The sequence below is a fragment of the Pseudomonas sp. St29 genome (assembly GCF_001547915.1).
Lineage (GTDB): Bacteria > Pseudomonadota > Gammaproteobacteria > Pseudomonadales > Pseudomonadaceae > Aquipseudomonas.
This window is the reverse complement of sequence record NZ_AP014628.1, coordinates 5,959,740-5,984,112: the sequence shown is the minus strand read 5'-3', so window position 1 is coordinate 5,984,112 and position 24,373 is coordinate 5,959,740. Positions and strand designations below refer to the sequence as shown.

The 24,373-nt window shown below is 63.3% G+C and carries 23 protein-coding genes; 15 read left to right on the top strand and 8 right to left on the bottom strand.

The window, feature by feature from the left end:
- From PST29_RS26665 to exaC, 3 genes are all read right to left on the bottom strand, one after another.
- Complete coding sequence (locus PST29_RS26665) at positions 1-1,437, bottom strand: ethanolamine ammonia-lyase reactivating factor EutA (protein WP_060844737.1); 1,437 nt, start codon at positions 1,435-1,437, stop codon at positions 1-3.
- 25 nt (positions 1,438-1,462) lie between these two features.
- Complete coding sequence (eutH, locus tag PST29_RS26660; RefSeq protein ID WP_047306244.1) at positions 1,463-2,743, bottom strand: ethanolamine utilization protein EutH; 1,281 nt, start codon at positions 2,741-2,743, stop codon at positions 1,463-1,465.
- Positions 2,744-2,920: 177 nt separating this feature from the next.
- Positions 2,921-4,441, bottom strand: coding sequence for an acetaldehyde dehydrogenase ExaC (exaC, locus tag PST29_RS26655; protein ID WP_060844736.1), 1,521 nt, complete (start codon positions 4,439-4,441; stop codon positions 2,921-2,923).
- Between the two features lie 377 nt (positions 4,442-4,818).
- On the opposite strand from exaC, the gene PST29_RS26650 reads away from it, so the two are divergent.
- The 4 genes from PST29_RS26650 to PST29_RS26635 all read left to right on the top strand — a co-directional run bounded on the left by PST29_RS26650 (position 4,819) and on the right by PST29_RS26635 (position 9,134).
- Entirely contained in the window at positions 4,819-6,738 is a 1,920-nt protein-coding gene (locus tag PST29_RS26650; RefSeq protein WP_060844735.1) for a sigma-54-dependent Fis family transcriptional regulator, read from the top strand.
- Positions 6,739-6,875: 137 nt separating this feature from the next.
- Positions 6,876-8,225: a UDP-N-acetylmuramate:L-alanyl-gamma-D-glutamyl-meso-diaminopimelate ligase gene (gene mpl, locus PST29_RS26645; protein WP_060844734.1), complete on the top strand. Its 1,350-nt coding sequence runs from the start codon at positions 6,876-6,878 to the stop codon at positions 8,223-8,225.
- Complete coding sequence (gene ubiX / locus PST29_RS26640) at positions 8,222-8,854, top strand: flavin prenyltransferase UbiX (protein ID WP_060844733.1); 633 nt, start codon at positions 8,222-8,224, stop codon at positions 8,852-8,854. The genes mpl and ubiX overlap by 4 nt, the downstream gene beginning before the upstream one ends.
- Positions 8,847-9,134, top strand: a complete 288-nt coding sequence (locus PST29_RS26635) for a YceK/YidQ family lipoprotein (RefSeq protein ID WP_060841268.1) — start codon at positions 8,847-8,849, stop codon at positions 9,132-9,134. Before ubiX ends, PST29_RS26635 begins: the two co-directional genes overlap by 8 nt.
- Positions 9,135-9,193: 59 nt before the next feature.
- On the opposite strand, the gene PST29_RS26630 is transcribed toward PST29_RS26635, so the two are convergent.
- The 3 genes from PST29_RS26630 to PST29_RS26620 form a co-directional block, all read right to left on the bottom strand.
- Positions 9,194-9,835, bottom strand: a complete 642-nt coding sequence (locus PST29_RS26630; protein ID WP_060842018.1) for an oxidoreductase — start codon at positions 9,833-9,835, stop codon at positions 9,194-9,196.
- A 29-nt stretch (positions 9,836-9,864) separates the two neighbouring features.
- Positions 9,865-11,583 (bottom strand): C13 family peptidase, encoded by a 1,719-nt coding sequence (locus PST29_RS26625; protein ID WP_060844732.1) that lies wholly within the window; start codon positions 11,581-11,583, stop codon positions 9,865-9,867.
- A gap of 103 nt (positions 11,584-11,686) precedes the next feature.
- Positions 11,687-12,142, bottom strand: a complete 456-nt coding sequence (locus PST29_RS26620; protein WP_060844731.1) for a MaoC family dehydratase — start codon at positions 12,140-12,142, stop codon at positions 11,687-11,689.
- A 178-nt stretch (positions 12,143-12,320) separates the two neighbouring features.
- Between PST29_RS26620 and PST29_RS26615 the strand changes: the two genes are divergently transcribed.
- Genes PST29_RS26615 through PST29_RS26605 form a run of 3 tightly spaced genes read left to right on the top strand, consistent with a single transcriptional unit; the run spans position 12,321 to position 13,997 of the window.
- Positions 12,321-12,683 carry a CidA/LrgA family protein gene (locus tag PST29_RS26615; protein ID WP_060844730.1) on the top strand — a complete coding sequence of 121 codons (363 nt, stop codon included), beginning with the start codon at positions 12,321-12,323 and terminating at the stop codon, positions 12,681-12,683.
- Entirely contained in the window at positions 12,680-13,396 is a 717-nt protein-coding gene (locus PST29_RS26610; RefSeq protein WP_060841264.1) for an LrgB family protein, read from the top strand. Before PST29_RS26615 ends, PST29_RS26610 begins: the two co-directional genes overlap by 4 nt.
- 10 nt (positions 13,397-13,406) lie before the next feature.
- Positions 13,407-13,997 (top strand): LON peptidase substrate-binding domain-containing protein, encoded by a 591-nt coding sequence (locus tag PST29_RS26605; protein WP_060841263.1) that lies wholly within the window; start codon positions 13,407-13,409, stop codon positions 13,995-13,997.
- 36 nt (positions 13,998-14,033) lie between these two features.
- Here the strand turns inward: PST29_RS26605 and PST29_RS26600 are convergent, their stop codons facing one another.
- Both PST29_RS26600 and PST29_RS26595 read right to left on the bottom strand, forming a co-directional pair.
- Positions 14,034-15,350 carry a bifunctional DedA family/phosphatase PAP2 family protein gene (locus PST29_RS26600; protein ID WP_060844729.1) on the bottom strand — a complete coding sequence of 439 codons (1,317 nt, stop codon included), beginning with the start codon at positions 15,348-15,350 and terminating at the stop codon, positions 14,034-14,036.
- A gap of 48 nt (positions 15,351-15,398) precedes the next feature.
- Entirely contained in the window at positions 15,399-16,085 is a 687-nt protein-coding gene (locus tag PST29_RS26595) for a DNA-3-methyladenine glycosylase (RefSeq protein WP_060844728.1), read from the bottom strand.
- 175 nt (positions 16,086-16,260) lie between these two features.
- On the opposite strand from PST29_RS26595, the gene PST29_RS26590 reads away from it, so the two are divergent.
- The 8 genes from PST29_RS26590 to PST29_RS26555 are packed head-to-tail and all read left to right on the top strand — an operon-like array spanning position 16,261 to position 24,202.
- Positions 16,261-17,526, top strand: a complete 1,266-nt coding sequence (locus tag PST29_RS26590) for a glutamate-5-semialdehyde dehydrogenase (protein ID WP_060844727.1) — start codon at positions 16,261-16,263, stop codon at positions 17,524-17,526.
- A complete protein-coding gene (gene nadD, locus PST29_RS26585; protein ID WP_060844726.1) occupies positions 17,526-18,170 on the top strand; it encodes a nicotinate-nucleotide adenylyltransferase in 645 nt (214 codons plus the stop codon). The genes PST29_RS26590 and nadD overlap by 1 nt, the downstream gene beginning before the upstream one ends.
- A 60-nt stretch (positions 18,171-18,230) precedes the next feature.
- A complete protein-coding gene (rsfS, locus tag PST29_RS26580) occupies positions 18,231-18,653 on the top strand; it encodes a ribosome silencing factor (protein WP_015637171.1) in 423 nt (140 codons plus the stop codon).
- A gap of 9 nt (positions 18,654-18,662) precedes the next feature.
- On the top strand, positions 18,663-19,130 hold the full coding sequence (rlmH, locus tag PST29_RS26575; RefSeq protein ID WP_011063671.1) for a 23S rRNA (pseudouridine(1915)-N(3))-methyltransferase RlmH: 468 nt from the start codon (positions 18,663-18,665) through the stop codon (positions 19,128-19,130).
- A gap of 12 nt (positions 19,131-19,142) precedes the next feature.
- On the top strand, positions 19,143-21,038 hold the full coding sequence (gene mrdA, locus PST29_RS26570; protein WP_060841258.1) for a penicillin-binding protein 2: 1,896 nt from the start codon (positions 19,143-19,145) through the stop codon (positions 21,036-21,038).
- Between the two features lie 31 nt (positions 21,039-21,069).
- Positions 21,070-22,173, top strand: coding sequence for a rod shape-determining protein RodA (gene rodA / locus PST29_RS26565; RefSeq protein ID WP_047306242.1), 1,104 nt, complete (start codon positions 21,070-21,072; stop codon positions 22,171-22,173).
- A gap of 5 nt (positions 22,174-22,178) precedes the next feature.
- The gene (mltB, locus tag PST29_RS26560) at positions 22,179-23,201 is read left to right on the top strand and encodes a lytic murein transglycosylase B (RefSeq protein WP_375136277.1); all 1,023 of its coding nucleotides are present in this window, start codon (positions 22,179-22,181) and stop codon (positions 23,199-23,201) included.
- Positions 23,201-24,202 carry a septal ring lytic transglycosylase RlpA family protein gene (locus tag PST29_RS26555; protein ID WP_060844725.1) on the top strand — a complete coding sequence of 334 codons (1,002 nt, stop codon included), beginning with the start codon at positions 23,201-23,203 and terminating at the stop codon, positions 24,200-24,202. The genes mltB and PST29_RS26555 overlap by 1 nt, the downstream gene beginning before the upstream one ends.
- The last annotated feature ends 171 nt before the right edge of the window (positions 24,203-24,373 follow it).

Below are 24,373 nucleotides of genomic sequence, written 5' to 3'. Positions count from 1 at the left end.
TCAGTGCACGCCGTAAAAGGCGACGGGCACGATGTGCCGATGGGGTGTTCCCAGATTGATGAAATGCGCCGAACGCTCGCGCACTTCATCGATGACGATCAGGTTGCAAGAACTGCGCCCCCAATCCGTGGCGTAGTTGCCCAGGACCTTGCCGACGTTGCTTTCCAGCAACAGCACCAGCGGCCATTGAGGTTCGGGCTGGGCGGCGCCCAGGGCCCGGCACAGCAGGGCCCCCAGTTGGCGGATTTCCTCCAGGTCCGGCGCCTGGCCGCTATCGAGCAGTTGCAGGCAGGCACCGTCGCGGCTGCTCAAGGCCAGGGCCAGGGCGTCGTCCAGTTGTTGCCGTGAGGCGTTCATCGGCAGGCGGGCGACGATGGGCAGGTCCTTGAGCGGCAGCACTTCGGGCCGGGGCAGGAACAGGGTGCTGCCGGAGATTTCGGTGTTGTGCAGGGTCAGGCCGTAGACCGTGGCCCGGCCGCGGTTTTCCGGCTGCAGGTGGCCGGCATCCCGGCCCAGTCGTGGGTGGCGGGCGATGGCCAGGGCCAGATCGATGCCCAGGTCGCCGTAATAGGTAATGCCCGGCATGGCTTCGCCTTGCAGGTGGCGATAGAGCAGTTCGCCCACACCACCGGAAAAGGTCAGGGCCGGTTGGGCATTGTGTTCGGGGAGGATCAACGGCAGTTGCTCGGTCAGTTGCCCCAGCGGGCCGGCAAAGAAGGTGCGATCACCTTCGGCGATGGCGACCAGGGCGTCGACGTACCAGTTGACCACCGCATCCCGCTCCGGGTGGTCGAGCGGCTGGCCAACAGTCTTGTGGATCTGCAGGTGATCGAGCAGCGCCCGGCCGAATTCCGACAGCGCGCTGAGGCGATAACCACCCGGTTCGAACTGCAAGTGCCGGGCGCCGATGAAGTGGCAGCCGCTGGCCAGGACATTGCCGTCCAGGCCCCAGGCTGCGTTGGTGGTGCCGCCGCCGATATCCAGGTTGAGCAGCGGTTGCCCCGGATGACAGCGGCTCAGGGTCGAACAGCTGCCCATGAACGCCAGCCAGGACTCCAGCCCGCCGTCGTCGGCGCGGGAGACCAGTACGTTGCCGATCAGTTGCTCCACCCGTCGTGTCAGGGCCTGGGCGTTGTGCCGCCGCGCCGCCAGGCCGGTAATGATCACGCCCGCGGAAAACAGCTGTTCCGGGCGCACTCCGGCCTGCTCAAGCCAGCATTCGATCAGGCCCTGGATCGCCGCTTCATCGATGATCCGCTCCTTGAACGGGGTAAACACCGGCTCGCCGCGAAACAGCACCCGGGGTTCGTTGAGGGCCATGCGTCCGGTGACGCAATGGCTGCTCAGGCTGGCCTGGGCGATCAGCGCGCTGCTGGTGGTGGAGCCGAAGTCCAGCCCCAGCAGCAACACCGATGTGCCGCCCGTGATGGCTTGCATGCTGGCGTTCCTCGCCGCGCCGGAATCAGGCCGTGGCCTTCTGGCCCGCAGGCTCCGGAGTTTCCAGTGCGGTGCCGCCCAGGTACTCGCCCGGGGCGATGATCCCCGCTGCCCGATCCTGGGCTTCCAGTTGCAGCGCCTTGGGCACCGACAGCCAGTAGGCCAGGCCGACGGCGACAAAACCGGCGCTGATCTTGCCGATCAGCACCGGCAGGATGATGGTCGGCTGGAAGTTGGCGGTGAACGACAGGTGGTCCCCCAGCAGGAAGGCGGCGCAGACCCCGAAGGCGATGTTCACCACCTTGTCCTTGGGCGGCATCAGGCGCACCAGGCGGAACATGGCGAGGATATTGGCGATGGTCGCCAGCATGCCGGCACTGCCCACGGCGCTGAGGCCGATCTTGCCGCCGAGGTTTTCCAAAGGCTTGCCCAGGTATTTGCGCAGCAGGTAGACCATGGGGAAGGCACCGGCCAGCATGATGCCGATGTAGCCGGCGGTTTCCAGGGCGCGGGTCTGGTCCTGGGCGTCGGCGATGATCGGGTGGAAGCCCCAGCTGCCGAACACCGCGGAGAAGGCCCCGGTGAAGTACTCGACGATGGAGAACACCAGCACCAGCTTGATCGCCGCGTCCATGGCCCGGCCGAAGATGATGAAGCCCTTGATCATCATGTCCGGCAAAAAGCGCAGGCCCAGGGCCAGGGCCACGACGAAGATCAGGATCGGCAGCAGGTTGGCGAAGATGCTGCCCAGGCCCAGGGCCAGTTGGTAGCTGGCTTCACCGTTGGTGCTGACCAGTTCGCGTACTACCGGGTTGCTGAAGGCCAGGATCAGGCTGGCGATCATCACCCCGACAGGGATGGTGAGGATGCCGGACATGATCCCCAGGGCCATGTACTTGTGGTCGCGCTTGTCGAGCATCGCCAGGCCCATGGGGATCGAGAAGACGATGGTGGCGCCGCCCATGAAGCCGGTGATCAACGCCATCACCAGTGCTTCCTTGCTCGCGGCCAGGGCCGAGGCCAGCTGATAGCCGCCCATGTCCGAGGCGATGATCATGGTCGCTGCCAGGGCCGGGTCGGCGCCCAGGGAGTTGAAGAACGGCCCGAAGACGGTTTCGATGACCACGGTGAGATAGGGGATGGAAGCCATGATTCCCGCCGCCGGCACGAAGATGTAGCCGGTGGCGTGGATGCCTTCCATGAATTCTTTGCCCAGGCCCCGCTCGCTGTCGTAGATGGCGGCGAAGGCGCCGAGTACGGCGCAGAGCATGATGAGGTAGAGCACGTAGTTGCCGATCTGATCCATTGCGTTTGTCCCTTGTTATTGTTTTTCAAGCAGGGTCTGTGCACGACTGGTTTGGCGCAGAACTTCCGACAGCAGTGTCCCGTCCGGCCAGCCTTCGGCACCGGATCAGAGCAGGTAAACAATTGCGGCAAGGCCGCGAAAAGGCCTCCCGGCGACCGGGGTCGCCGGGAGGATCGATCAGAAGAAGCCCAGTGGGTTGATGTCGTAGCTCACCAGCAGGTTCTTGGTCTGCTGGTAGTGGTCGAGCATCATCTTGTGGGTTTCACGGCCAACGCCGGACTTCTTGTAGCCACCGAACGCGGCGTGGGCCGGGTACAGGTGGTAGCAGTTGGTCCACACGCGGCCGGCCTTGATCCCGCGGCCCATGCGATAGGCGCGGTTGATGTCGCGGGTCCAGACCCCGGCACCCAGGCCGAACTCGGTGTCGTTGGCAATCGCCAGGGCTTCGGCTTCGTCCTTGAAGGTGGTCACGCCCACCACCGGGCCAAAGATCTCCTCCTGGAACACGCGCATCTTGTTGGTGCCCTTGAGCAGGGTCGGCTGGATGTAGTAGCCGCTGGACAGGTCGCCTTCGAGTTTTTCCACCTTGCCGCCGGTGAGCAGCTGCGCGCCTTCGTTCTTGGCGATGTCGAGGTAGGAGAGGATCTTGTCGAACTGCTGCTCGGACGCCTGGGCGCCGACCATGGTGTCGGTGTCCAGCGGGTCGCCGCGCTTGATCTGTTCGATCTTCTTCATCACCACTTGCATGAATTCGTCGTAGATCGACTCCTGCACCAGGGCGCGGGACGGGCAGGTGCAGACTTCACCCTGGTTGAAGAACGCCAGCACCAGGCCTTCGGCGGCCTTTTCGATGAACTTGGGTTCGGCCTGCATGATGTCTTCGAAGAAGATGTTCGGCGACTTGCCGCCCAGTTCCACGGTGGACGGAATGATGTTCTCGGCGGCGCATTTCATGATGTGCGAGCCCACCGGGGTCGAGCCGGTGAAGGCGATCTTGGCGATGCGCTTGCTGGTGGCCAGGGCCTCGCCGGCTTCGCGGCCGAAACCTTGCACCACGTTGAGCACGCCCGGTGGCAGCAGGTCGCCGATCACTTCCATCAGTACGGTGATGCCCAGCGGCGTCTGCTCGGCGGGCTTGAGCACCACGCAGTTGCCGGCGGCCAGGGCCGGGGCGAGTTTCCAGGCGGCCATCAGGATCGGGAAGTTCCACGGGATGATCTGTCCGACCACGCCCAGGGGCTCATGGATGTGGTAGGCCACGGTGTTGCCGTCGATTTCCGCGGCGCTGCCTTCCTGGGCCCGCAGGCAACCGGCGAAGTAGCGGAAGTGGTCGGCGGCCAGCGGGATGTCGGCGTTCAGGGTCTCGCGCACGGCCTTGCCGTTGTCCCAGGTTTCGGTGATGGCCAGCAGTTCGAGGTTCTGTTCGATGCGGTCGGCGATCTTCAGCAGGATCAGCGAGCGGGCCTGCACCGAGGTGGCGCCCCAGGCATCGGCGGCGGCATGGGCGGCGTCCAGCGCCTTGTCGATGTCTTCGGCAGTGGAGCGGGGGAATTCGGCAATCGGCTGGCCATTGACCGGCGACGTGTTGGTGAAGTACTGGCCTTTGATCGGCGCGACGAATTCGCCGTTGATGTAGTTACCGTATTTGCTCTTGAACGAAACGATGGCGCCTTCAGTACCGGGGTGTGCGTAACGCATGGTGGGTATCTCCTGGCTTCTTATGCTTATGGGGGAGGACGCGCTTGAGCGCATGTCAAGCGTAGAGCAAAGGTCGGGCCAGCGTGGTGGGGGCCATGTGCATCAAGGGTTTGCGGATGTTTCACCGGCGCGGCGCAGGCACGCTGTGGCGGAACTGGTACAGCGCGAAGTGACAGTTTGTAACCTTTATGGCACAGCCTGTGACTTGCGGGTCAAACCGGCATTGCAATGCAACAGTGGCTGGAGGATGCTGGTTCGCGTGTCGATTCTTGTCAGACAAATCTGATGAGCATTCACCCTTTTGCGGTCGCTGGCAGTCCGGCTGTGGCGATCGAGTTCCGTCTGAGCGTGACAGCGCAGCAGGAGAATAATAAGAAATGCACAGCAGTAATCACTTGAGCCGACACGCCCAGCAGGTGTTGACGGTGGCCCGGGGCAAGGCCCATCTGCAGGGGCCGGGCAGCGATCCTTCCATCGCCCGTTCCTGGTTGCGTTGCCTGGAGGACTATCACTTGGATCCGGCCCAGGTCATGGCGCCCACCGTGCTGGAGCACGGTCGTCTGCTGGAGAGTCGCGAGCGCCTGCAGGATGTCCTGCAGATCGCCGGCACCGAGATGACCAACCTGCATCAGCAATTGTCCGGCGCCGGGCACGCGGTGCTGCTGACCGACGCCCGCGGGGTGATCCTCAACTGCATCACCGCCCCCAGCGAACGCAAGATCTTCGAGCATGCCGGGCTCTGGCTCGGCGCCGACTGGAGCGAGGCTCGCGAAGGCACCAATGGCATCGGCACCTGCCTGGTGGAGCGCCAGTCGCTGACCATTCACCAGGGCGAGCATTTCCGCGGCCGGCACACGGGCCTGACCTGCTCGGCGAGCCCGGTGTTCGATCCCCATGGCGAGTTGCTGGCGGTGCTCGATGTGTCCTCGGCGCGCCAGGATGTTTCCCGGCAGAGCCAGTTCCACACCATGGCGCTGGTCAACCTCTCGGCGAAGATGATCGAGAGCTGCTATTTCCTGCGTTATTTCGAGAATCAGTGGCTGCTGCGCTTTCATCTGCAGGCGGAGTCGGTGGGGCTGTTCAGCGAGGGGCTGCTGGCGTTCGACGGCGAAGGCCGGATCTGTGCGGTGAACCAGAGTGCCCTGAACTTGTTGGGGCACATTCGTGGCGGTTTGCTGGGCAAGCCGGTAGAGAGTTTTTTCGATTGCTCCCTGGATGAGTTGTTTAGCCGCGCCAGCATCAATGCTAGCGCCAGCTGGCCTTTGCGCACTCGGGATGGACGGCGCCTGTTCGCCTTGTTGCGCGGCCAGCCGCAGCCGGCTTCGGCGCCGGTGCTGCGCTCGCCGGTGGTCATTGCGCCGCCGCGCCCGGCAGGCATCTGCCTGGGGGATGATGGCCTGCAGAACGATTTTCGCCGGGCTTCGCGAGTCTTCGAGCGCGATGTGCCGCTGCTGATCAATGGCGAGACAGGCTCCGGCAAGGAGGCGTTTGCCAAGGCCGTGCACCAGGGCAGCGCCCGGGCGGACAAGGCGTTTGTCGCACTCAACTGCGCGGCGATCCCGGAAAGCCTGATCGAGAGCGAGCTGTTCGGTTATCGCGGTGGCAGTTTTACCGGGGCGCGCAAGGAAGGCATGCGCGGCAAGTTGCAACAGGCCGATGGCGGCACCCTGTTCCTCGATGAAATCGGCGATATGCCCCTGGCCTTGCAGACCCGCTTGCTGCGGGTGCTGGAGGATCGGCTGGTGGTGCCGATTGGCGGTGAGCCTCAGGCCGTCAACGTGCGCATCATCAGTGCTACTCACCGGGACCTGCTGGAGCGGGTGCGTGATGGCAGTTTTCGCGAGGACCTGTATTACCGGCTCAATGGCCTGGAGATCGCCTTGCCGGCCCTGCGCGATCGCAGCGACAAATCCCAGCTGCTGGATTTTCTCCTGGCCGAAGAGGCGGGCGAGCAGCCTGTGCTGCTGGACGAAGGCGCGCGTCAGGTCTTGCTGAGCTATTCATGGCCAGGCAACGTGCGCCAGCTGCGCAACGTGCTGCGGACCCTGGCGGCCTTGTGCGAGAACGGTCGCATTGCTCTGGAGGACCTGCCGCCGTTGATCCGCAACAGTCGCCCGGCGCCGGTGAGCGAGCCGGTTGCCGAGGTGCAGGATCGGCCCCTGGACGATGCCGAGCGGGTGGCGTTGCTGGCAGCCCTGGAGCAGCAGCGCTGGCACATGACCCATACCGCCGAGCAACTGGGGGTTAGCCGCAACACTCTTTATAGAAAGCTGCGCAAGCACGGTATCGCGCGCTAAGCCCGGCCTGTAGCCGCTGGTACAGGGTTGCGCGCCTGGTGCCAGTGCCGGCGAGGGCGAGCAACCTCCCGTTCAGCTAATGGGTGCGATTTGCAGCCCTCTAGGCTAACCTGCGCCGATGTTTTTCGAGGTCGACTATGCACATCCATATTCTCGGTATCTGCGGCACTTTCATGGGGTCGATGGCGGTTCTGGCCAAAGAGCTGGGCCATCGCGTAACGGGCTCCGACGCCAACGTCTATCCGCCGATGAGCACCCAGTTGCAGGCCCAGGGCATCGAACTGACTCAAGGCTATGATCCTGCGCAACTGGACCCGGCGCCGGATCTGGTGGTGATCGGCAATGCCATGTCCCGGGGCAATCCGGCCGTGGAATATGTACTGAACAAGGGCCTGCCCTATGTGTCCGGCCCGCAATGGCTGGCGGACCATGTGCTGCAGGGGCGCTGGGTATTGGCAGTGGCCGGCACCCACGGCAAGACCACCACCAGCAGCATGCTGGCCTGGGTGCTGGAGCATGCGGGCATGAGCCCGGGCTTCCTGATCGGCGGCGTGCCGCAGAACTTCGCGGTGTCGGCGCGCTTGGGCGGTACGCCGTTCTTCGTGATCGAGGCCGATGAATACGACAGCGCCTTCTTCGACAAACGCTCGAAGTTCGTCCATTACCGCCCGCGCACCGCGATCCTCAATAACCTTGAGTTCGATCATGCGGACATCTTCCCTGACCTGGCGGCCATCGAGCGGCAGTTCCATCATCTGGTGCGGACCATTCCCAGTGAAGGCCTGGTGATTCATCCCACCACCGAGCCGGCGTTGCAGCGGGTGATCGAGATGGGCTGCTGGACCCCAGTGCAGACCACCGGTGCCGGCGGCCAGTGGCAGGTCAAGTTGCTCAGTGCCGACGGTTCGGCCTTTGAAGTGATGTTCGAGGGTGTGAGCCAGGGCGTGGTGGAGTGGGAACTGACCGGGCAGCACAACGTGGCCAATGCCCTGGCAACCCTGGCCGCGGCGCGTCATGTCGGCGTGGTGCCGTCCATGGGGATTGCCGGCCTGAGTGCGTTCAAGAGCGTGAAGCGGCGCATGGAGAAGGTCGCCGAAGTTCATGGCGTAACCATCTATGACGACTTCGCCCACCACCCGACGGCCATTGCCACCACCCTGGACGGCCTGCGCAAGCGGGTCGGCGATGCCCCGGTGATCGCCATCATCGAGCCGCGCTCTAATTCCATGAAGCTCGGCGCGCATCGTGATGGTCTTCCGGAAAGCGTCAGTCAGGCCGATCAGGTGATCTGGTATGCACCGGCCAACCTGGGCTGGGACCTGGCGGCTACGGCGGCCCTGTGTTCGGTGCCGTCGATTGTCAGTGATTCCCTGGAGGGCATCATCGAACGGGTGAAGAGCCAGGCCAAACCCGGCACCCAGGTGGTGATCATGAGTAACGGCGGCTTCGGCGGTCTGCACGGCAAACTGGCCGAGGCACTGCAATGAGCAACGGTCCGGAACGCATCACCCTGGCCATGACCGGCGCCTCTGGCGCCCAATACGGTTTGCGCCTGCTGGATTGCCTGGTGCGTGAGGATCGGGAAGTGCACTTCCTGATCTCAAAGGCTGCACAGTTGGTCATGGCCACGGAAACCGATGTCAGCCTGCCGCCCAAGCCGCAGATGATGCAGGCTTTCCTCACCGAATACACCGGTGCGGCGGCTGGGCAGATCCGGGTTTACGGCAAGGAAGACTGGATGTCGCCGGTGGCCTCGGGCTCCGGCTCGCCGGCGGCGATGGTGGTGGTGCCCTGTTCCACCGGTACCTTGTCGGCGATTGCCACCGGTGCCTGCAACAACCTGATCGAGCGTGCGGCGGATGTCACCCTCAAGGAGCGCCGGCAGTTGATTCTGGTGCCCCGCGAGGCGCCGTACTCCAGCATTCATCTGGAACACATGCTCAAGCTGTCCAACATGGGGGTGACCATCCTGCCCGCGTCGCCGGGCTTCTATCATCAGCCGCAGACCATCGATGACCTGGTGGATTTCGTGGTGGCGCGGATTCTCAATCTGCTGAACATTCCTCAGGACATGTTGCCGCGCTGGGGCGAACATCATTTGAGCAGCGATGAATAAATCCCTGTTGATACTGCTGGCTGTCCTGCAACTGGCGGGCTGCGCCACGGTGCGGACCTTGAATGCCGCGCAACCGGGGGCGCCGGTGGTGTATTCGGGGACGCGTCTGGACCTGTATGCGATGCAGGGAGGCTGCTGCGCCATGGACCGCTTTGGCGCCGAGGCACCGAGCTATCCGGGGGTGGATCTGCCGGCCAGCGCTGTGCTCGATACCCTGCTGCTGCCGTTGTCAGTGCTGACGGTGTTGGGGGTGGGGTTTCAGGCGACGGGCGGGTTGTAGCGCCTCGGTGGCAAGCCGGATCCCACAGGCGTGTGCGGGAGCGGCTTGCCGGCAATGATTCATTTACCCAGCTTGCGCAGCTCGTCGGACTCGACGACCCGCGTGCCGTTCTGCTCTTCAAGCGCCAGGCGCCACATGGCCCGGGCCAGCTGGCAGGCTTCGATGCCGCGATATTTCCCGGGGATCAGTCGAGACAGCGGCCCGGCCAGCTGCTCGCCCAGGCGCGGCTCGATACGATCCCCCAGCAGCAATGACGGCCGGCAAATGGTCAGTTGTGGCCAGCCCTGCTGTTTCAGGGCTTCTTCCATTTCACCTTTGACCCGGCTGTAGAAAATCGACGACTTGGGATCGGCGCCCAGCGCACTGATCACTATCAGGTGCCGTGCCCCGAGTTCCCGGGCGCGCTTGCCGAAGGCCACCACCAGATCCAGGTCCACCGCGCGGAAGGCCGCTTCGGAGCCGGCCTGCTTGATGGTGGTGCCCAGGCAGCAAAAGGCGATCTCCACCTTGCCGCTCAATTGCGGCAGGACCACTGCCGGATCGCCAACGGGGTTTTCCAGGCGAGGGTGCTCGCTTAACGGGCGTCTGCTGGGTGCCAGGACGCGAACCACGGTGGGCTCGTTGAGCAGGCGGTCGAGTAGTTGCTCTCCGGTCAGGCCTGAGGCGCCGGCGAGCAGGATGTGCTGAGGCGTCAAGTACATGGTCATTCCCCCCTTGATACGGTTCCAGCTTAGTTGCTCTGCGCTTCCTTGCTGCCTATAGAGACACTTTGCAGCGCTTTTCGTGCCTGCTGTTTACGCAGTTGTTGCCAGTGGGCAATGACCCCCTTGGGGGCCCAGATTTGGGGTTCCGACGCCTCGAAGCCATCTGCCTGTTCGCGCTCGGCGACGGTGGCCCTGGCCAGTTTGAAGGCATGCTCCAGATCGTCCGTCTGGTTCAGCGCCTGGGCGAACAGTGCGTCGCCGAAATAGGTGAAGTCGGCTTCTTCCGAACAGCCGAAGGAGACCCGGTCGGCTTGGGAGGCGGTCATGATCAGGGTTCGCTCATCCTTCAGCGCGGGGATGAAGCCGCCGGAATAGCAGGACGAGATGACGATGATCTTGTCGCGATTTTTCAAGGGGGCCAGGACGCTGGCCAGCTCGTCGGCGGGCAGGTCCGCCAGCTCCAGGCGGGGTTGATCCAGCACCAGTTCGTGTTCGCTGGTGCCGTGACTGGTGAGGTAGATGAACACCAGGTCCTCGGGGCTGCTGCGTTCGGCCAGGGTCTGGGCGGCGCGGCGCAGGTTTTCCCGGGTGGCCATCGGCCTGCTCGTCAGGTGGTCGCGGTGGTTCACCAGGCGGATCTGGCCATAGGCGCCGAAGCGGCTGGCGAGCATGTTGCTGACGTAGTCGGCTTCGCGCAGGAACACGCTCTGCTTGCCGTCGCCGGCCAGGGTCAGGCTGTAGAGCTTGATCCCTGGGGTGGAGGCGGGCACCTCGTCCAGGGCTTTTTGCAGCAAGTTGCCCTGGACCAGCAGGGCGCTTTCCAGCGGGTCGGGCAAGAGCTTGCCGTCGGCATCACGAACCCGCAGGCCGTTGTTCCACACGCCGCTTTGCACGCTGCCATCGCGCAGCACCAGCACGCCACGGCCTTGATAGTTGTCGCTGTCGAAGCCGCCAATGTAGAAGCTGCCGTCACTGAGGTTGAGGCGTCCCTCGCCGCTGAAGCGCCAGTCGCTGAAACCGCCGATATAGTGGCTGCCGTCGGCACCGATCAACTCGCCCTTGCCGCCCAGGGCGCCTTCCTTGAATTGGCCGATCCACACGTCGCCGTCGGAGTTTTCGTAACGGCCCTTGCCATTGAGCTGATTGTGTTTGAAGCCGCCGACGTAGATGTCGCCCTCGGCGCTGTTGAAGGTGCCGTTGCCTTCCAGCTGGCCGTTGACGAAGTGGCCGGTGAACTGGTTGCCGTTGCCATCGCTGCGCTGGCCCTCGCCATTGGGTTTGCCCTTGGCGAACTGCCCCTGATACTGGCTGCCGTCTTCCAGCTCCAGGCGACCCAGGCCCGAGTACAGGTCGGCCTTGAATTCGCCGCGGTAGGTCATGCCGTTTTCTTTGAGGGTGCCTTCGCCGTCCCGGCGGCCGAGCTTGAAGCCGCCGCTGTAGCTGCTGTCCTTGGTGGTCAGGGTGCCTTGGCCATGGAACAGGCCCTGCTGGAACTGGCCGCGATAGACCTCGCCATTGCTGCCGTGCCATTCCCCCTGGCCGTGCCATTGGCCCTTGTCGAACTGGCCGGCGTACCAGCTGCCGTTGGGGTAGTCGATGCGTCCCTGTCCCTGGAGCAGTCCATTGACCAGGTCGCCACGATAGCGTCCGCCGTCCGGCAGTCGGGCGTCGGGCGGCAACAGGGATTCGCCGTCTCCGCAAGCGCTGAGCAAAAGGGTCAAAACCAGGGGTACAAGTGGGCGCATAACGGGTTCCGGATAATTAGGGGACCGAGTATGCCGCAGCGGTGTGACTTATATATAGAGAGGTTGAGCGAAACAGCGTGAGCTGTTTCGCATCAGGAGCGTTTCAGACGAAGCAGAGCGACAGGGGCTCGGCGATGTAGGCGGGTTTTTCCTCGCCGTCGATCTCCAGGGTGGCGGTGGCCTTGAGCAGCCATTGGCCGGGCTTTTTCTCGGTGACCTCGGTCAGTTCGACCTTGAGCCGTACCTTGGAGTCGACTTTCACCGGCTGGATGAAGCGCACGCTGTCCAGGCCGTAGTTGACCACCATCTTCAGGCCTTCGGGCAGCACGAGGATGTCTTCCATCAGTTTGGGGATCAGCGACAGGGTCAGGAAACCGTGGGCGATGGTGGTGCCAAACGGGGTCTTTGCCGCCTTGACCGGATCGACGTGAATGAACTGGAAGTCGCCGGTGGCTTCGGCAAACAGGTTGATTCGCTCCTGGTCGATGGTGAACCACGGGGAGCGTCCGAGTTCCTTCCCGACATAATCTTTGAGCTCTGCAACAGGAACATGGGGCATTGAGACTCTCCTTGGATCAACGTTTTTTTAGTATTGGGCGCAGTACTTTGCGCTCCGAAATATCCACTTTAGATCATCATGGCGATCCTTCCCGGTAAACATCCATGCTTTTGGCGAATGCCGGTTCATAGCGCCTGCGTGCTTATAATGCGCGACGGGATCTGGCTGGAGAGGCGGTATGTTGTTACGCGGTTTGACATGGCTGGTGCTGTTCCAATTGCTCGGCACGGCGCTCAATCACCTGCTGTTGCCCGTGCTGCCCGGACCCATCATTGGCCTGTTGCTGCTCCTGGTGTTCCTGGTGCTGCGCGGTGAAGTGGGAGATCCGTTGAGCCAGGCGGCCAGCAGCCTGCTGCGTTATCTGCCGCTGCTGCTGGTGCCGCCTGCCGTGGGGGTGATGGTCTATGCCCGGGATATCGCCGCGGACTTCTGGGCCATCAGTGGCGCGCTGGTGTTGTCGCTGGTTATTTCCATGGCCTTTGTCGGCGTGCTGATGCAGCGCCTGGTCAAGCGCCAGGCTCGCCGGGAGGACCGCCAATGACCTTCGATTGGCAAGGGGCCTGGGCAGCCGTGATTCACCATCCCCTGTTCGGCATCGGCATCACGCTGGGGGCCTATCAACTGGTGCTCGCGGCTTTCGAGAAGACTCGCTGGATGTTCCTGCAGCCGGTGCTGGTCTCCATGCTGCTGGTGATCGGTGTGTTGCTCGGCTGTGGCCTGAGTTACGCCGAGTACCGCAAGAGCACCGAGATCCTGAGCATTCTGCTGGGCCCGGCCACAGTGGCCCTGGCGGTGCCGCTGTACCTCAACCTGCGGCGCATTCGTCAATTGTTCTGGCCAATCTTCACTACGCTGGTGGTGGGTGGGCTGCTGGCCACCAGTCTGGGGGTGGCGCTGGGATGGTGGTTCGGCGCCGAGCACATGATCCTCATGACCATGGCGCCCAAGTCGGTGACTTCGCCCATCGCCATGCTGGTGGCCGAACAGATCGGCGGGGTGGCGGCATTGGCGGCGGTGTTCGTGTTGATCACCGGGGTGATCGGGGCGATCTTCGGCCCGGCCATTCTCGATCGCCTGGGGGTGCATGGTCCCGAGGCGCGGGGCATGGCGCTGGGCATGACCGCCCACGCCGTGGGCACTTCGGTGGCGTTGCAGGAAAGTGAGGAGTGCGGCGCCTTTGCGGCGCTGGCGATGAGTCTGATGGGCGTGGCCACGGCGGTGTTGCTGCCGTTGGCGGTGTCTTTGCTGGTTTAAGGATGGGTGTATGAGCCTGGCACTGTTTCCCCTGAATACCGTGTTGTTTCCCGACTGCATCCTCGATCTGCAGATTTTCGAGGCGCGCTACCTGGACATGATCGGCCGTTGCATGAAGCAGGGCTGCGGTTTCGGCGTGGTGTGCATTCTGGAGGGCGAGGAGGTCGGCCCTGCAGCGCCCGGCTATGCCCTGGTGGGCTGTGAGGCGCTGATCACCGATTTCCACCAGCAGGACAATGGATTGCTGGGCATCAGGGTCAAGGGTGGCCGGCGTTTTCGCGTGCTCAGCAGTGAAGTGCAGAAGGATCAATTGACCGTGGCCCAGGTCCAGTGGCTGCAAGAGGCCAGCGAGCAGCCGCTGAAGGAGGAGGACGCCGACCTGATCGCACTGCTCAAGGCCTTGGCCGAGCATCCGATGGTGGAGGCGCTGGACATGGGCAGCGAGGCCGAGGGGCAATTGTCCCTGGCCAATCAACTGGCCTACCTGCTGCCCTTCTCCGAGCAGGACAAGATCGACCTGCTGCAATTGGATGATCCGCAGCAGCGGCTCGATGCCATCCAGCAATTGCTGGACGAGCTGCAGGGCGAGCTGTTCGCCTGAGCCGGCACCGGTCGCTGCAGGTGGCGCGCCGATTCGTCAATAGGCGTAGCGCAACAGCGCGTGGGGCAGGTGCCGGGTGGCCATGAAGCCGCACATCAGCAGCATCACCGGCAGCACTATCCACCAGGCCCTGGCCGGCATCGGCTTGAGCGGGGTCTGCCATTGAATCAGGGTCAGGCTGGCGGCACAGACGCAGGTCGCCAGCATCGCACCGGCGAGGATGTCGCTGGGCCAGTGAGCCCCCAGGTACACCCGCGACAGGGCAATCGAGGCCGCCGGCAGGCAACCCAGCAGTAGCCAGGTCAGGCGCATCCTGGGCGGCTGGCCGCGTCCGGCCAATACCGCCAGGGTCAGGAACAGCGCAAAGGAGCCCGAGGCGTGGCCGCTGGGCATGCTGTAGCTGGTGAGCGGATCGCTCAGGACTTCAGGCCGCAGGCGGGCGAAAAACCATTTGCTGCCGGTATTGGCCAGGGCGGTGCACATCAGGGTCGCCCCAGCGAATACCGCGTGGCGCCATTGCCGCAGGGCCAGAAGCAGCAAGGTCAGCACGGCGCTGGTGATGAACATGGCGCGAAACTCGCCGACCTGAGTGATCATCACCATGATCTTGTCCAGGGCCGGGTCCCGGTGTTCCTGCACCAGCGCGATCAGCCCCTGGTCGAATGCCGTGAGATAGGGATAGCCGATGAACAGTCCCGTCAGGACCAGCAGGCTGGTGCCGGACATCAGCAGGGTCGCACGGCGGTGGCGCCGCAGGCTGCTGGTGATGCTCAAGCCGATCAGCAGTGCCAGGCTGCCGGCGACAACACCGGCTTGTGGCCAGAAACCTTCGGGCAGTGGCAGGCGGATCGCCGCACCGGTGGCCCAGCCTGGCAGCAGGTAAGCCACGGACCAGCCCGCCGCGGCCAGCAGGCTGACGGCTATGAAACGCGGGAAGGGCATGTCGAACATGCCCGCCACCATGGGGAGCATGGGGCGCAGAGGACCGATGAAGCGTCCCACCAACAGGCTGGCGATACCGTAGCGCTGGAAGTAGTTCTCGGCGCCGTTGATCCATTCCGGGTGCTGCCGCAGGCCCGGCAGGCGGCGGATGCTCTGATGAAAGTGGCGTCCCAGCAGGTAGGACACCAGGTCCCCAAGCAGGCCGCCGAACAGGCCCAGCAGCAGGGTTTCCCCCAGTGACAGCGCGCCGTTGCCGGCCAGCACGGCAATCGCGAACAGCAGCACCGTGCCCGGAACAATCAGGCCGGCAATGGCCAGGCATTCCACGCAGGCGACGATGAACACAGCGGCGGCCAGCCATTGCGGGTGGGTGGTCAGCCAGGCAGTCACGCTGTCGAGCCATGGGCCCATAAATTCAACTCCATTGTGGTTGGCGGCGGGGAGGCGGATGCCGTTGCTTCAGCCGAGGATCAGGTAGTCGCGCCCTTCGACCTGACCGCGTCGCAGCGGGTTCCGAGTGCAGTAGGGGGCGAAGGCGGCATCGACGAAACGGTACATCAGGTGTTCGTCACGGCCATGGGGAATGCCCAGGCGCGTGGTCTGGATGATGCGCGGCACAGTGCTGCCGACGTCCTCGACGAACAGGATTTCATGATCGAAACGTTTTGCATCCCAATTCGGGACTTTGAGGCCCATGGCCTTGCACAGCAGGGTCTGGCCGGCGCAGAGCTTTTGCGCCGGGCGCGGATGACCGCTGGCGTCCGGGTTGTTCAGTTGCATCTGCGCCAGGCTGGCAGGGCCGGAGAGCGGGTCGATCCAGGGGTAGCCGGATTTGATCAGCACCGCGTTGCCGGGGCCCTGGGCGCTGAAGTTCAGCGAATCGCCGCCACGGGCGTAGTACATATAGATGTTGCCGCCATCCAGAAACAAAGCCTTACGTTTTTCTGTGTAGCCGAGGGAGGCGTGACTGCCTTTTTCCTCGCAGTAATAGGCTTCGGTTTCGATAATGCGCGCGGACAACCAGAGTTCGCCGACCTTGTGGCGGATGACTTTGCCCAGCAGTTCACGGGCGAGCAACTGTGCATCACGGTCGAAAAAGCCGTCAGGCAAGGCTTTGGGCGGCTGCGCGGTGGTTGGAATGGGCATGGCGGCGAGGGTTATGGCGAAAAAAGTGACGCAATGGTAACAACTCCAGGCTTAATTCAGGCTGAAGCACGAGTATTTACACTCCATTTCGACCATCCGCCCGTGACCGCTGTCCGTGAACGGGCGCGACAGCTATAATCAGTCGCTTTCCTCTTTGCCAAGACCACACCAGACCATGACTGAGTCCGTTCTTGACTACATGACCCGTTTGGGTCGCGCTGCCCGCCAAGCTTCCCGGGTGATCGCCCGTGCCACCACCGCGCAGAAGAATCGTGCGCTGCTGGCGGCTGCCGATGCCTTGGACGCCGCGCGACCGGAGCTGACCGCAGCCAACGAGCAGGACCTGGCCAACGGCCGGGCCAATGGTCTGGAGCCGGCTCTGCTGGATCGTCTGGCGCTGACGCCCGCGCGTATCGACGAGATGATCGAAGGCCTGCGTCAGGTGGCCAAGCTGCCTGACCCCATCGGTGAAATCCGCGACATGCGCTACCTGCCTTCGGGCATTCAGGTGGGCAAGATGCGCGTGCCCCTGGGGGTGATCGGCATCATCTACGAATCGCGTCCGAACGTGACCATCGATGCCGCCAGCCTGTGCCTGAAGTCCGGCAACGCCACCATCCTGCGTGGCGGTTCCGAGGCAATCCATTCCAACCGTGCCATCGCCACCTGCATTCAGCAGGGCCTGGCGGCGGCCGACTTGCCGCCCCACGTGGTGCAGGTGGTGGAAACCACCGACCGCGCCGCGGTGGGGGCGCTGATCACCATGCCCGAATTCGTCGACGTGATCGTGCCCCGTGGTGGCAAGAGCCTGATCGAGCGGGTTAGCCGTGACGCCAAGGTGCCGGTGATCAAGCACCTGGACGGCGTCTGCCACGTGTATATCGATGTGGCGGCGGACCTGGACAAGGCGATTCGCATTGCCGACAACGCCAAGACCCAGCGCTACGCCCCGTGCAACACCATGGAAACCCTGCTGGTTCACGCCGCCATTGCCGAGCGTGTATTGCCGCCGCTGGCCGCGATCTATCGCGACAAGGGCGTCGAACTGCGCGGCTGCGAGCAAACCCGCGCGATCCTGGGGGCCGACGTGCTGCAAGCGACCGAAGAAGACTGGCGCACCGAGTACACCGCGCCGATCCTCTCGATCCGGGTGCTGGACAACCTGGAGCAGGCCATCGAGCACATCAATACCTATGGCTCGCACCATACCGACTCGATCGTCACCGAGAACTTCAGTGATGCCCGGCGCTTCCTCAACGAAGTGGATTCCAGTTCGGTCATGGTCAACGCCTCGACGCGTTTTGCCGACGGCTTCGAGTACGGCCTGGGCGCGGAGATCGGCATCTCCACCGATAAGCTGCATGCCCGCGGCCCGGTGGGCCTGGAAGGCCTGACCAGCGAGAAATACGTAGTCTTCGGCGACGGTCACGTGCGCACTTGATGGGCAAACGTATCGGTCTGCTGGGCGGCACCTTCGATCCAGTGCATATCGGCCACTTGCGTGGCGCACTGGAGGTGGCGGAATCCCTGCAACTCGATGAGCTGCGCCTGGCCCCCAGTGCCAGGCCGCCGCATCGGGATACACCGCAGGTGTCGGCGCTCGATCGTCTGGCGATGGTCGAATGTGCGGTGGCGGGCGTTTCCCCCCTGGTGGTGGACGACCGCGAGTTGAAGCGGGACAAACCGTCCTACACCATCGACACCCTGGAACAGATGCGGGCCGAGTTGGCCGCGGATGACCAGTTGTTTCTGTTACTGGGCTGGGACGCGTTTTGCGGCCTGCCCACCTGGCATCGCTGGGAAGAACTTCTCCAGCATTGCCACATCCTGGTGCTGCAACGCCCGGATGCCGACAGCGAACCGCCGGATGCCTTGCGCAACCTGCTGGCGGCGCGCTCGGTGAGCGACCCACTGGCCCTGCAAGGGTCGGGGGGACACATTGCATTCGTCTGGCAGACGCCGCTTGCGGTGTCCGCCACCCAGATCCGTCAACTGCTGGCCAGCGGTAAGTCGGTACGTTTCCTGGTGCCTGACGCGGTCCTGGCCTATATCGATGCTCACGGACTTTACCGTGCGCCGAACTGAAGGAACGCTGCCGGCCTGTGCTGAGCGGCGCTCCAAACATACGAGCTGAACGAGTTTTATATGACTAACCAAGTAATGAAAGGCGAAGATCTGGTCAAGGTGGCTGTCGCCGCGCTGGAAGACGTCAAGGCCCAGGACGTCCTGGTGATCGATGTTCGCGACAAGCAGAGCATCACCGACTACATGATCATCGCCACCGGTACTTCCAACCGCCAGATCGGCGCGATGCTGGAAAAGGTCCGCGAAATGGTCAAGGCCCAGGGCGTGCGTCCACTGGGTGAGGAAGGCAAGGGCGACAGTGACTGGGTGCTGCTGGACCTGGACGACGTGATCGTGCACATGATGACCGCCTCGGCCCGCCAGTTCTACGACCTGGAACGCCTGTGGCAGGGCGCCGAGCAGAGCCGCGCGGCCGATGGCAAGCACCACAGCCCGGAGCATGGCCACGAGCACTTCACCAAGCTCAACAAAGACCAGCAATAAGGGACGGCTGTGCGCCTGCGTCTGATCGCTGTCGGTTCACGCATGCCCAAGTGGGTGGAAGAGGGTTGGCACGAATATGCCAAGCGTCTGCCCTCCGAGCTGGCGCTGGAACTGGTGGAAATTCCGCTCAATACCCGGGGCAAGAATGCCGACGTGGCTCGCTTTATCCGTCAGGAAGGCGAGGCCATGCTGGCCAAGGTCGGGCATAACGAGCGCATCGTTACCCTTGAGGTGCATGGCAAGCCCTGGAGCACCGAGCAACTGGCGGTGGAACTGGATCGCTGGCGCCTCGATTCGCGCACGGTGAATTTCATGGTCGGCGGCCCGGAAGGGCTGGCGCCGGAGGTTTGTGCGCGGGCCGATCAGCGCTGGTCGCTGTCGCCGCTGACCCTGCCGCACCCGCTGGTGCGGATTCTCATCGGTGAACAGCTGTATCGCGCCTGGACCGTGCTGTCCGGGCACCCTTACCACAAGTAGCCCGCGCCCCTAATGTCCCAGCCGATCCGTATCAAGGACCACGAAAAAGACGCCCGTCTGGTGCGTGGCCGGGTCGTGTTCGGCGCCATTATGGTGATCTGCCTGATTGGCGTGCTGATTGCCCGGCTGTATTACCTGCAGGTGATCCAGTACGACTATCACTCCACGCTTTCGGAGAATAATCGGGTGCATGTGCAGCCGATTCCTCCGACTCGCGGGCTGATTTTCGACCGCAACGGCGTGGTGGTGGCTGACAACCGGCCCAGCTTCAGTCTGAGCATGACCCGGGAGCGTTCCGGTGACTGGCAGAAGGTCCTCGATGTGATCGTCGAGGTGCTGGAGCTGACTCCGGAAGATCGGGTGCTGTTCGAAAAGCGCATGAAGCAGGGGCGGCGTCCCTTCGAGCCGGTGCCGATTCTGTTCGAGCTGACCGAAGAGCAGATCGCCCGAATCGCGGTGAACCAGTTCCGTCTGCCCGGGGTGGAAGTGGTGGCCCAGCTGGTCCGGCATTACCCTCAGGGCGCGCACTTTGCGCATTCCGTGGGCTACATGGGGCGGATCAACGAGAAAGAGCTGAAGTCCCTGGACCCGGTGAACTACAGCGGCACCCACCATATCGGCAAGACCGGCATCGAGCGTTTCTACGAGCCGGAACTGCACGGCCAGGTCGGCTACGAAGAGGTGGAAACCAACGCTCGTGGGCGGGTGCTGCGGGTGCTCAAGCGCACCGATCCGATTCCCGGCAAGGACATTGTCCTGAGTCTGGACATCAAGCTGCAGGAGGCTGCGGAACTGGCCCTCGGCGGGCGCCGTGGTGCGGTGGTCGCGCTGGATCCGAACACCGGTGAAGTGCTGGCGATGGTCAGCCAGCCGAGCTTCGATCCCAATCTGTTCGTGACCGGCATCAGCTTCAAGGCCTATGCCGAGTTGCGTGACTCGATCGACCGGCCACTGTTCAACCGGGTGCTGCGCGGCCTGTATCCACCGGGCTCGACCATCAAGCCCGCGGTAGCCATTGCCGGGCTGGATGCCGGGGTGGTCACGGCGGCGTCCCGCGTCTACGACCCGGGTTACTACCAGTTGCCCAACTACGATCACAAGTACCGTAACTGGAACCGTACCGGTGACGGTTATGTCGACCTGGATACCGCGATCATGCGGTCCAATGACACCTATTTCTACGACCTGGCTCACAAGCTGGGCATCGATCGGCTCTCGGCCTACCTGAGCAAGTTCGGGATTGGCCAGAAGGTCTCCCTGGACATGTTCGAGGAGTCCCCGGGGCTGATGCCGACCCGTGAATGGAAGCGTGCCACCCGGCGCCAGGCTTGGTTCCCGGGGGAAACCCTGATTCTCGGGATCGGCCAGGGCTACATGCAATCCACGCCGTTGCAGCTGGCCCAGGCCACTGCGCTGGTCGCCAGCAAGGGCAAGTGGAACCGGCCGCACCTGGCCAAGACCATCGAAGGCGAGAAGCCGGTGGATCACAACCCGATGCCGGACATCGTCCTGCGTGATCCCTCGGATTGGCTGAAGGTCAATCACGGCATGCAGCAAGTGATGCACGGTGCCCGGGGCACGGCGCGCAAGGCGGCAATCGGATCGCCGTATCGCATTGCCGGCAAGAGTGGTACGGCCCAGGTGGTGGCCATCAAGCAGGGTGAGAAGTACGACCGCTCCAAGGTTCAGGAACGGCACCGCGACCACGCCCTGTTTGTCGGTTTCGCCCCGGCGGAAAACCCGAAAATCGTGGTCTCGGTCATGGTCGAGAACGGTGAGTCGGGGTCCGGTGTTGCCGCTCCGGTGGTGCGTCAGGTGATGGATGCCTGGCTTCTCGGCCAGGACGGCCAGCTCAAGCCTGAGTTCGCCAGCCCTATCAGCGCGGAGGCTACGGCCCGTGAAGAGTAATTTTGACCGCATCCTCTCCAGCGAGGATGTGATGCGCCGCCGCGCGACGCTGCTGCAGCGCCTGCATATCGATGGCCCCTTGCTGGTGCTGCTGCTGACGCTGGCCGCCGGCAGCCTGTTCGTGCTGTATTCGGCCAGCGGCAAGAGCTGGGACCTGTTGGCCAAGCAGGCCACGTCCTTTGGCATCGGCCTGGTATCGATGATTGTCATCGCCCAGTTCGAGCCGCGTTTCATGGCGCGCTGGGTGCCCCTGGCTTATGTGTTCGGGGTGGTGTTGCTGGTGGTGGTGGACGTCATGGGCCACAACGCCATGGGGGCGACCCGCTGGATCAACATTCCCGGGGTGATCCGCTTCCAGCCGTCGGAGTTCATGAAGATCATCATGCCGGCGACCATCGCCTGGTACCTGTCCAAGCGCACGCTGCCGCCGCATCTCAAGCATGTGGGGATCAGCCTGATCCTGATCGGCATTCCGTTCATCCTGATCGTGCGCCAGCCGGACCTGGGGACGGCCTTGCTGATCCTGGCCGGTGGTACTTTCGTACTGTTCATGGGCGGCCTGCGCTGGCGCTGGATCCTCAGCGTGCTGGCGGCCGCGGTGCCAGTGGCGATCGCCATGTGGTTCTTCATCATGCATGACTACCAGAAGCAGCGGATCCTGACTTTCCTCGACCCTGAAAGCGATCCCCTGGGCACTGGCTGGAACATCATCCAGTCCAAGGCGGCGATCGGTTCCGGTGGGGTTTTCGGCAAGGGCTGGTTGCTGGGCACCCAATCGCACCTGGACTTTTTGCCTGAGAGCCACACCGACTTCATCATTGCGGTCATGGGCGAGGAGTTCGGCCTGGTGGGCATCTGTGCGCTGCTTTTGATCTATCTGCTGTTGATCGGGCGCGGGCTGGTGATCACCGCCCAGGCGCAGACGCTGTTCGGCAAGTTGCTCGCAGGCAGCCTGACCATGACGTTTTTTGTTTACGTTTTCGTCAACATCGGTATGGTCAGTGGCTTGTTGCCGGTGGTGGGAGTGCCGTTGCCGTTCATTAGCTACGGAGGAACTTCGCTGGTGACACTACTGTCAGCGTTTGGGGTTTTGATGTCGATCCATACCCATCGCAAGTGGATCGCGCAGGTTTGATTAAGGTGAAGAATTCAATGCAAGCAATGCGTGGCTGGGCCGCTCGGCAAGCGCCGTGGGTCGGTCTGGTAAGCATCCTGGGTGCAGCGCAAACCGCGTTCGCCGGTGATTACGAAGGTTCGCCGCAAGTGGCCGAATTCGTCGGCGAAATGACTCGGGACTATGGCTTTGCCGGGGAACAGCTGATGGGCGTGTTCCGCGAGGCCGAGCGCAAGCAGTCGATTCTTGACGCCATTTCGCGGCCTGCCGAGCGGGTCAAGCAGTGGAAGGAATACCGGCCGATGTTCATCACCGACGCGCGCATTGCCCGTGGGGTGGATTTCTGGCGTCAGCATGAGGCGGTCCTGGCCCGCGCCGAGCAGGAATACGGCGTGCCGGCCCAGGTCATAGTGTCGATCATTGGCGTTGAAACCTTTTTCGGCCGCAATACCGGGAATTACCGTGTAATCGACGCCTTATCGACCCTGGGTTTCGATTATCCGCCGCGGGCCGAGTTCTTCCGCAAGGAACTGCGCGAGTTCCTGCTGCTGGCCCGCGAAGAGCAGCTCGATCCGCTAAGCCTCAAGGGGTCCTACGCCGGGGCCATGGGGCTGCCGCAGTTCATGCCCAGCAGTTTCCGCGCCTATGCGGTGGATTTTGACGGAGATGGGCACATCAATATCTGGACCAACCCGGACGATGCCATTGGCAGTGTGGCCAGTTACTTCAAGCGCCATGGCTGGGTCGCCGGCGAGCCGGTGGTCAGTCGCGCCGATGTACGTGGCGATCGCGTGGACGAGGGCCTGACCACGGGCATCGAACCGACCAAGACGGTGGGGGAGTTGCGAGCCCTGGGCTGGTCGAGTCATGATGCGCTGCGCGATGATATGCCGGTCACCGCTTTCCGCCTGGAAGGTGACAATGGCCCGGAATATTGGATGGGCCTGAAGAATTTTTACGCGATCACTCGCTATAACCGCAGCGTGATGTATGCCATGGCCGTACATCAGTTGTCTGAACAGCTGGTCCAAGCACGGGGCGTCAAGTAATGCTGGCAATGCCAATCCGCAAACCCCTGAAGCTGCTGGCTTTTGCCACGTTGTCCTTGCTGGTGGTCAGTTGCTCGACGAGCCGCTCGCCGCAGCAGAAATCCTCGAATGCCGTGCGTTCCATGCCTGGGCTGGACGTCAACCGTGCCCACAAGGATGGCGCGCCCTGGTGGGATGTCGACGTTTCGCGGATCCCCGATGCGACTCCGACCCTGCATACCGGCCCGTACAAGGCCAATCCGTATACGGTACTGGGCAAGACCTACTTCCCGATCCAGGAGTCGAAGAACTACGTGGCTTCCGGCACGGCGTCCTGGTACGGCACCAAGTTCCATGGCCAGAACACTGCCAATGGCGAGGTCTATGACCTGTATGGCATGAGTGCCGCACACAAGACCCTGCCATTGCCCAGTTACGTCAGAGTCACCAACCTGGACAACAACCGCAGCGTGATCCTGCGGGTCAACGACCGCGGTCCGTTCTATTCCGACCGCATCATCGACCTGTCCTACGCGGCGGCGAAGAAACTCGGCTATGCCGAAACCGGCACCGCCCGGGTCAAGGTCGAGGGCATCGATCCGCAGCAATGGTGGGCTCAGCGTGGCCGTCCGGCGCCGTTGATGCTCAACGAGCCGCAAGTGGCGCAAAATAGCGCGCCGGTGGTCACGGCTTCCACCGGTACTGTCGAGCAATGGACCCCGCCGCCTCAGCAACACGCGGCCGCAGTGGTTCCGGTACAAGTGAAAAACACTCCTGCAGCCGCCTCAGGCCAGTATTTGCAGGTGGGCGCCTTCGCTAACCCCGATGCTGCCGAGCTGTTGAGGTCGAAATTGAGCAGCATGGTGAGCGCTCCGGTGTTCATCAGCTCGATCGTGCGCAACCAGCAGACGCTGCACCGGGTTCGCCTGGGGCCATTCGGCACGCCGGGTGAGGCCCAGCAAGCGCAGAACAGCGTGCGCTTGGCTAACCTGGGTCAGCCCAGTGTGGTCACCGCCGAGTAGGAACATTGAAGATTGAAGGTCCGCTCGCGGTATTGGGGGGCGGACCCTGGTTGTTGGCTCGTCGAACAACAAAAGCCCGGCAAGGGTCAGTGAGTGAACAACTGCATACGCGACAGCTCGTCAGAAGGCTGTCTGAAATAGTTTTGCCCTCCGGGGCAAGTTTCCATTAGC

Excerpts from the sequence above, each read along its gene's own strand:
- PST29_RS26665 (WP_060844737.1), bottom strand. The coding sequence starts at position 1,437 with ATGCAAGCCATCACGGGCGGCACATCGGTGTTGCTGCTGGGGCTGGAC.
- eutH (WP_047306244.1), bottom strand. The coding sequence starts at position 2,743 with ATGGATCAGATCGGCAACTACGTGCTCTACCTCATCATGCTCTGCGCC.
- exaC (WP_060844736.1), bottom strand. The coding sequence starts at position 4,441 with ATGCGTTACGCACACCCCGGTACTGAAGGCGCCATCGTTTCGTTCAAG.
- PST29_RS26650 (WP_060844735.1), top strand. The coding sequence starts at position 4,819 with ATGCACAGCAGTAATCACTTGAGCCGACACGCCCAGCAGGTGTTGACG.
- mpl (WP_060844734.1), top strand. The coding sequence starts at position 6,876 with ATGCACATCCATATTCTCGGTATCTGCGGCACTTTCATGGGGTCGATG.
- ubiX (WP_060844733.1), top strand. The coding sequence starts at position 8,222 with ATGAGCAACGGTCCGGAACGCATCACCCTGGCCATGACCGGCGCCTCT.
- PST29_RS26635 (WP_060841268.1), top strand. The coding sequence starts at position 8,847 with ATGAATAAATCCCTGTTGATACTGCTGGCTGTCCTGCAACTGGCGGGC.
- PST29_RS26630 (WP_060842018.1), bottom strand. The coding sequence starts at position 9,835 with ATGTACTTGACGCCTCAGCACATCCTGCTCGCCGGCGCCTCAGGCCTG.
- PST29_RS26625 (WP_060844732.1), bottom strand. The coding sequence starts at position 11,583 with ATGCGCCCACTTGTACCCCTGGTTTTGACCCTTTTGCTCAGCGCTTGC.
- PST29_RS26620 (WP_060844731.1), bottom strand. The coding sequence starts at position 12,142 with ATGCCCCATGTTCCTGTTGCAGAGCTCAAAGATTATGTCGGGAAGGAA.
- PST29_RS26615 (WP_060844730.1), top strand. The coding sequence starts at position 12,321 with ATGTTGTTACGCGGTTTGACATGGCTGGTGCTGTTCCAATTGCTCGGC.
- PST29_RS26610 (WP_060841264.1), top strand. The coding sequence starts at position 12,680 with ATGACCTTCGATTGGCAAGGGGCCTGGGCAGCCGTGATTCACCATCCC.
- PST29_RS26605 (WP_060841263.1), top strand. The coding sequence starts at position 13,407 with ATGAGCCTGGCACTGTTTCCCCTGAATACCGTGTTGTTTCCCGACTGC.
- PST29_RS26600 (WP_060844729.1), bottom strand. The coding sequence starts at position 15,350 with ATGGGCCCATGGCTCGACAGCGTGACTGCCTGGCTGACCACCCACCCG.
- PST29_RS26595 (WP_060844728.1), bottom strand. The coding sequence starts at position 16,085 with ATGCCCATTCCAACCACCGCGCAGCCGCCCAAAGCCTTGCCTGACGGC.
- PST29_RS26590 (WP_060844727.1), top strand. The coding sequence starts at position 16,261 with ATGACTGAGTCCGTTCTTGACTACATGACCCGTTTGGGTCGCGCTGCC.
- nadD (WP_060844726.1), top strand. The coding sequence starts at position 17,526 with ATGGGCAAACGTATCGGTCTGCTGGGCGGCACCTTCGATCCAGTGCAT.
- rsfS (WP_015637171.1), top strand. The coding sequence starts at position 18,231 with ATGACTAACCAAGTAATGAAAGGCGAAGATCTGGTCAAGGTGGCTGTC.
- mrdA (WP_060841258.1), top strand. The coding sequence starts at position 19,143 with ATGTCCCAGCCGATCCGTATCAAGGACCACGAAAAAGACGCCCGTCTG.
- rodA (WP_047306242.1), top strand. The coding sequence starts at position 21,070 with ATGCGCCGCCGCGCGACGCTGCTGCAGCGCCTGCATATCGATGGCCCC.
- PST29_RS26555 (WP_060844725.1), top strand. The coding sequence starts at position 23,201 with ATGCTGGCAATGCCAATCCGCAAACCCCTGAAGCTGCTGGCTTTTGCC.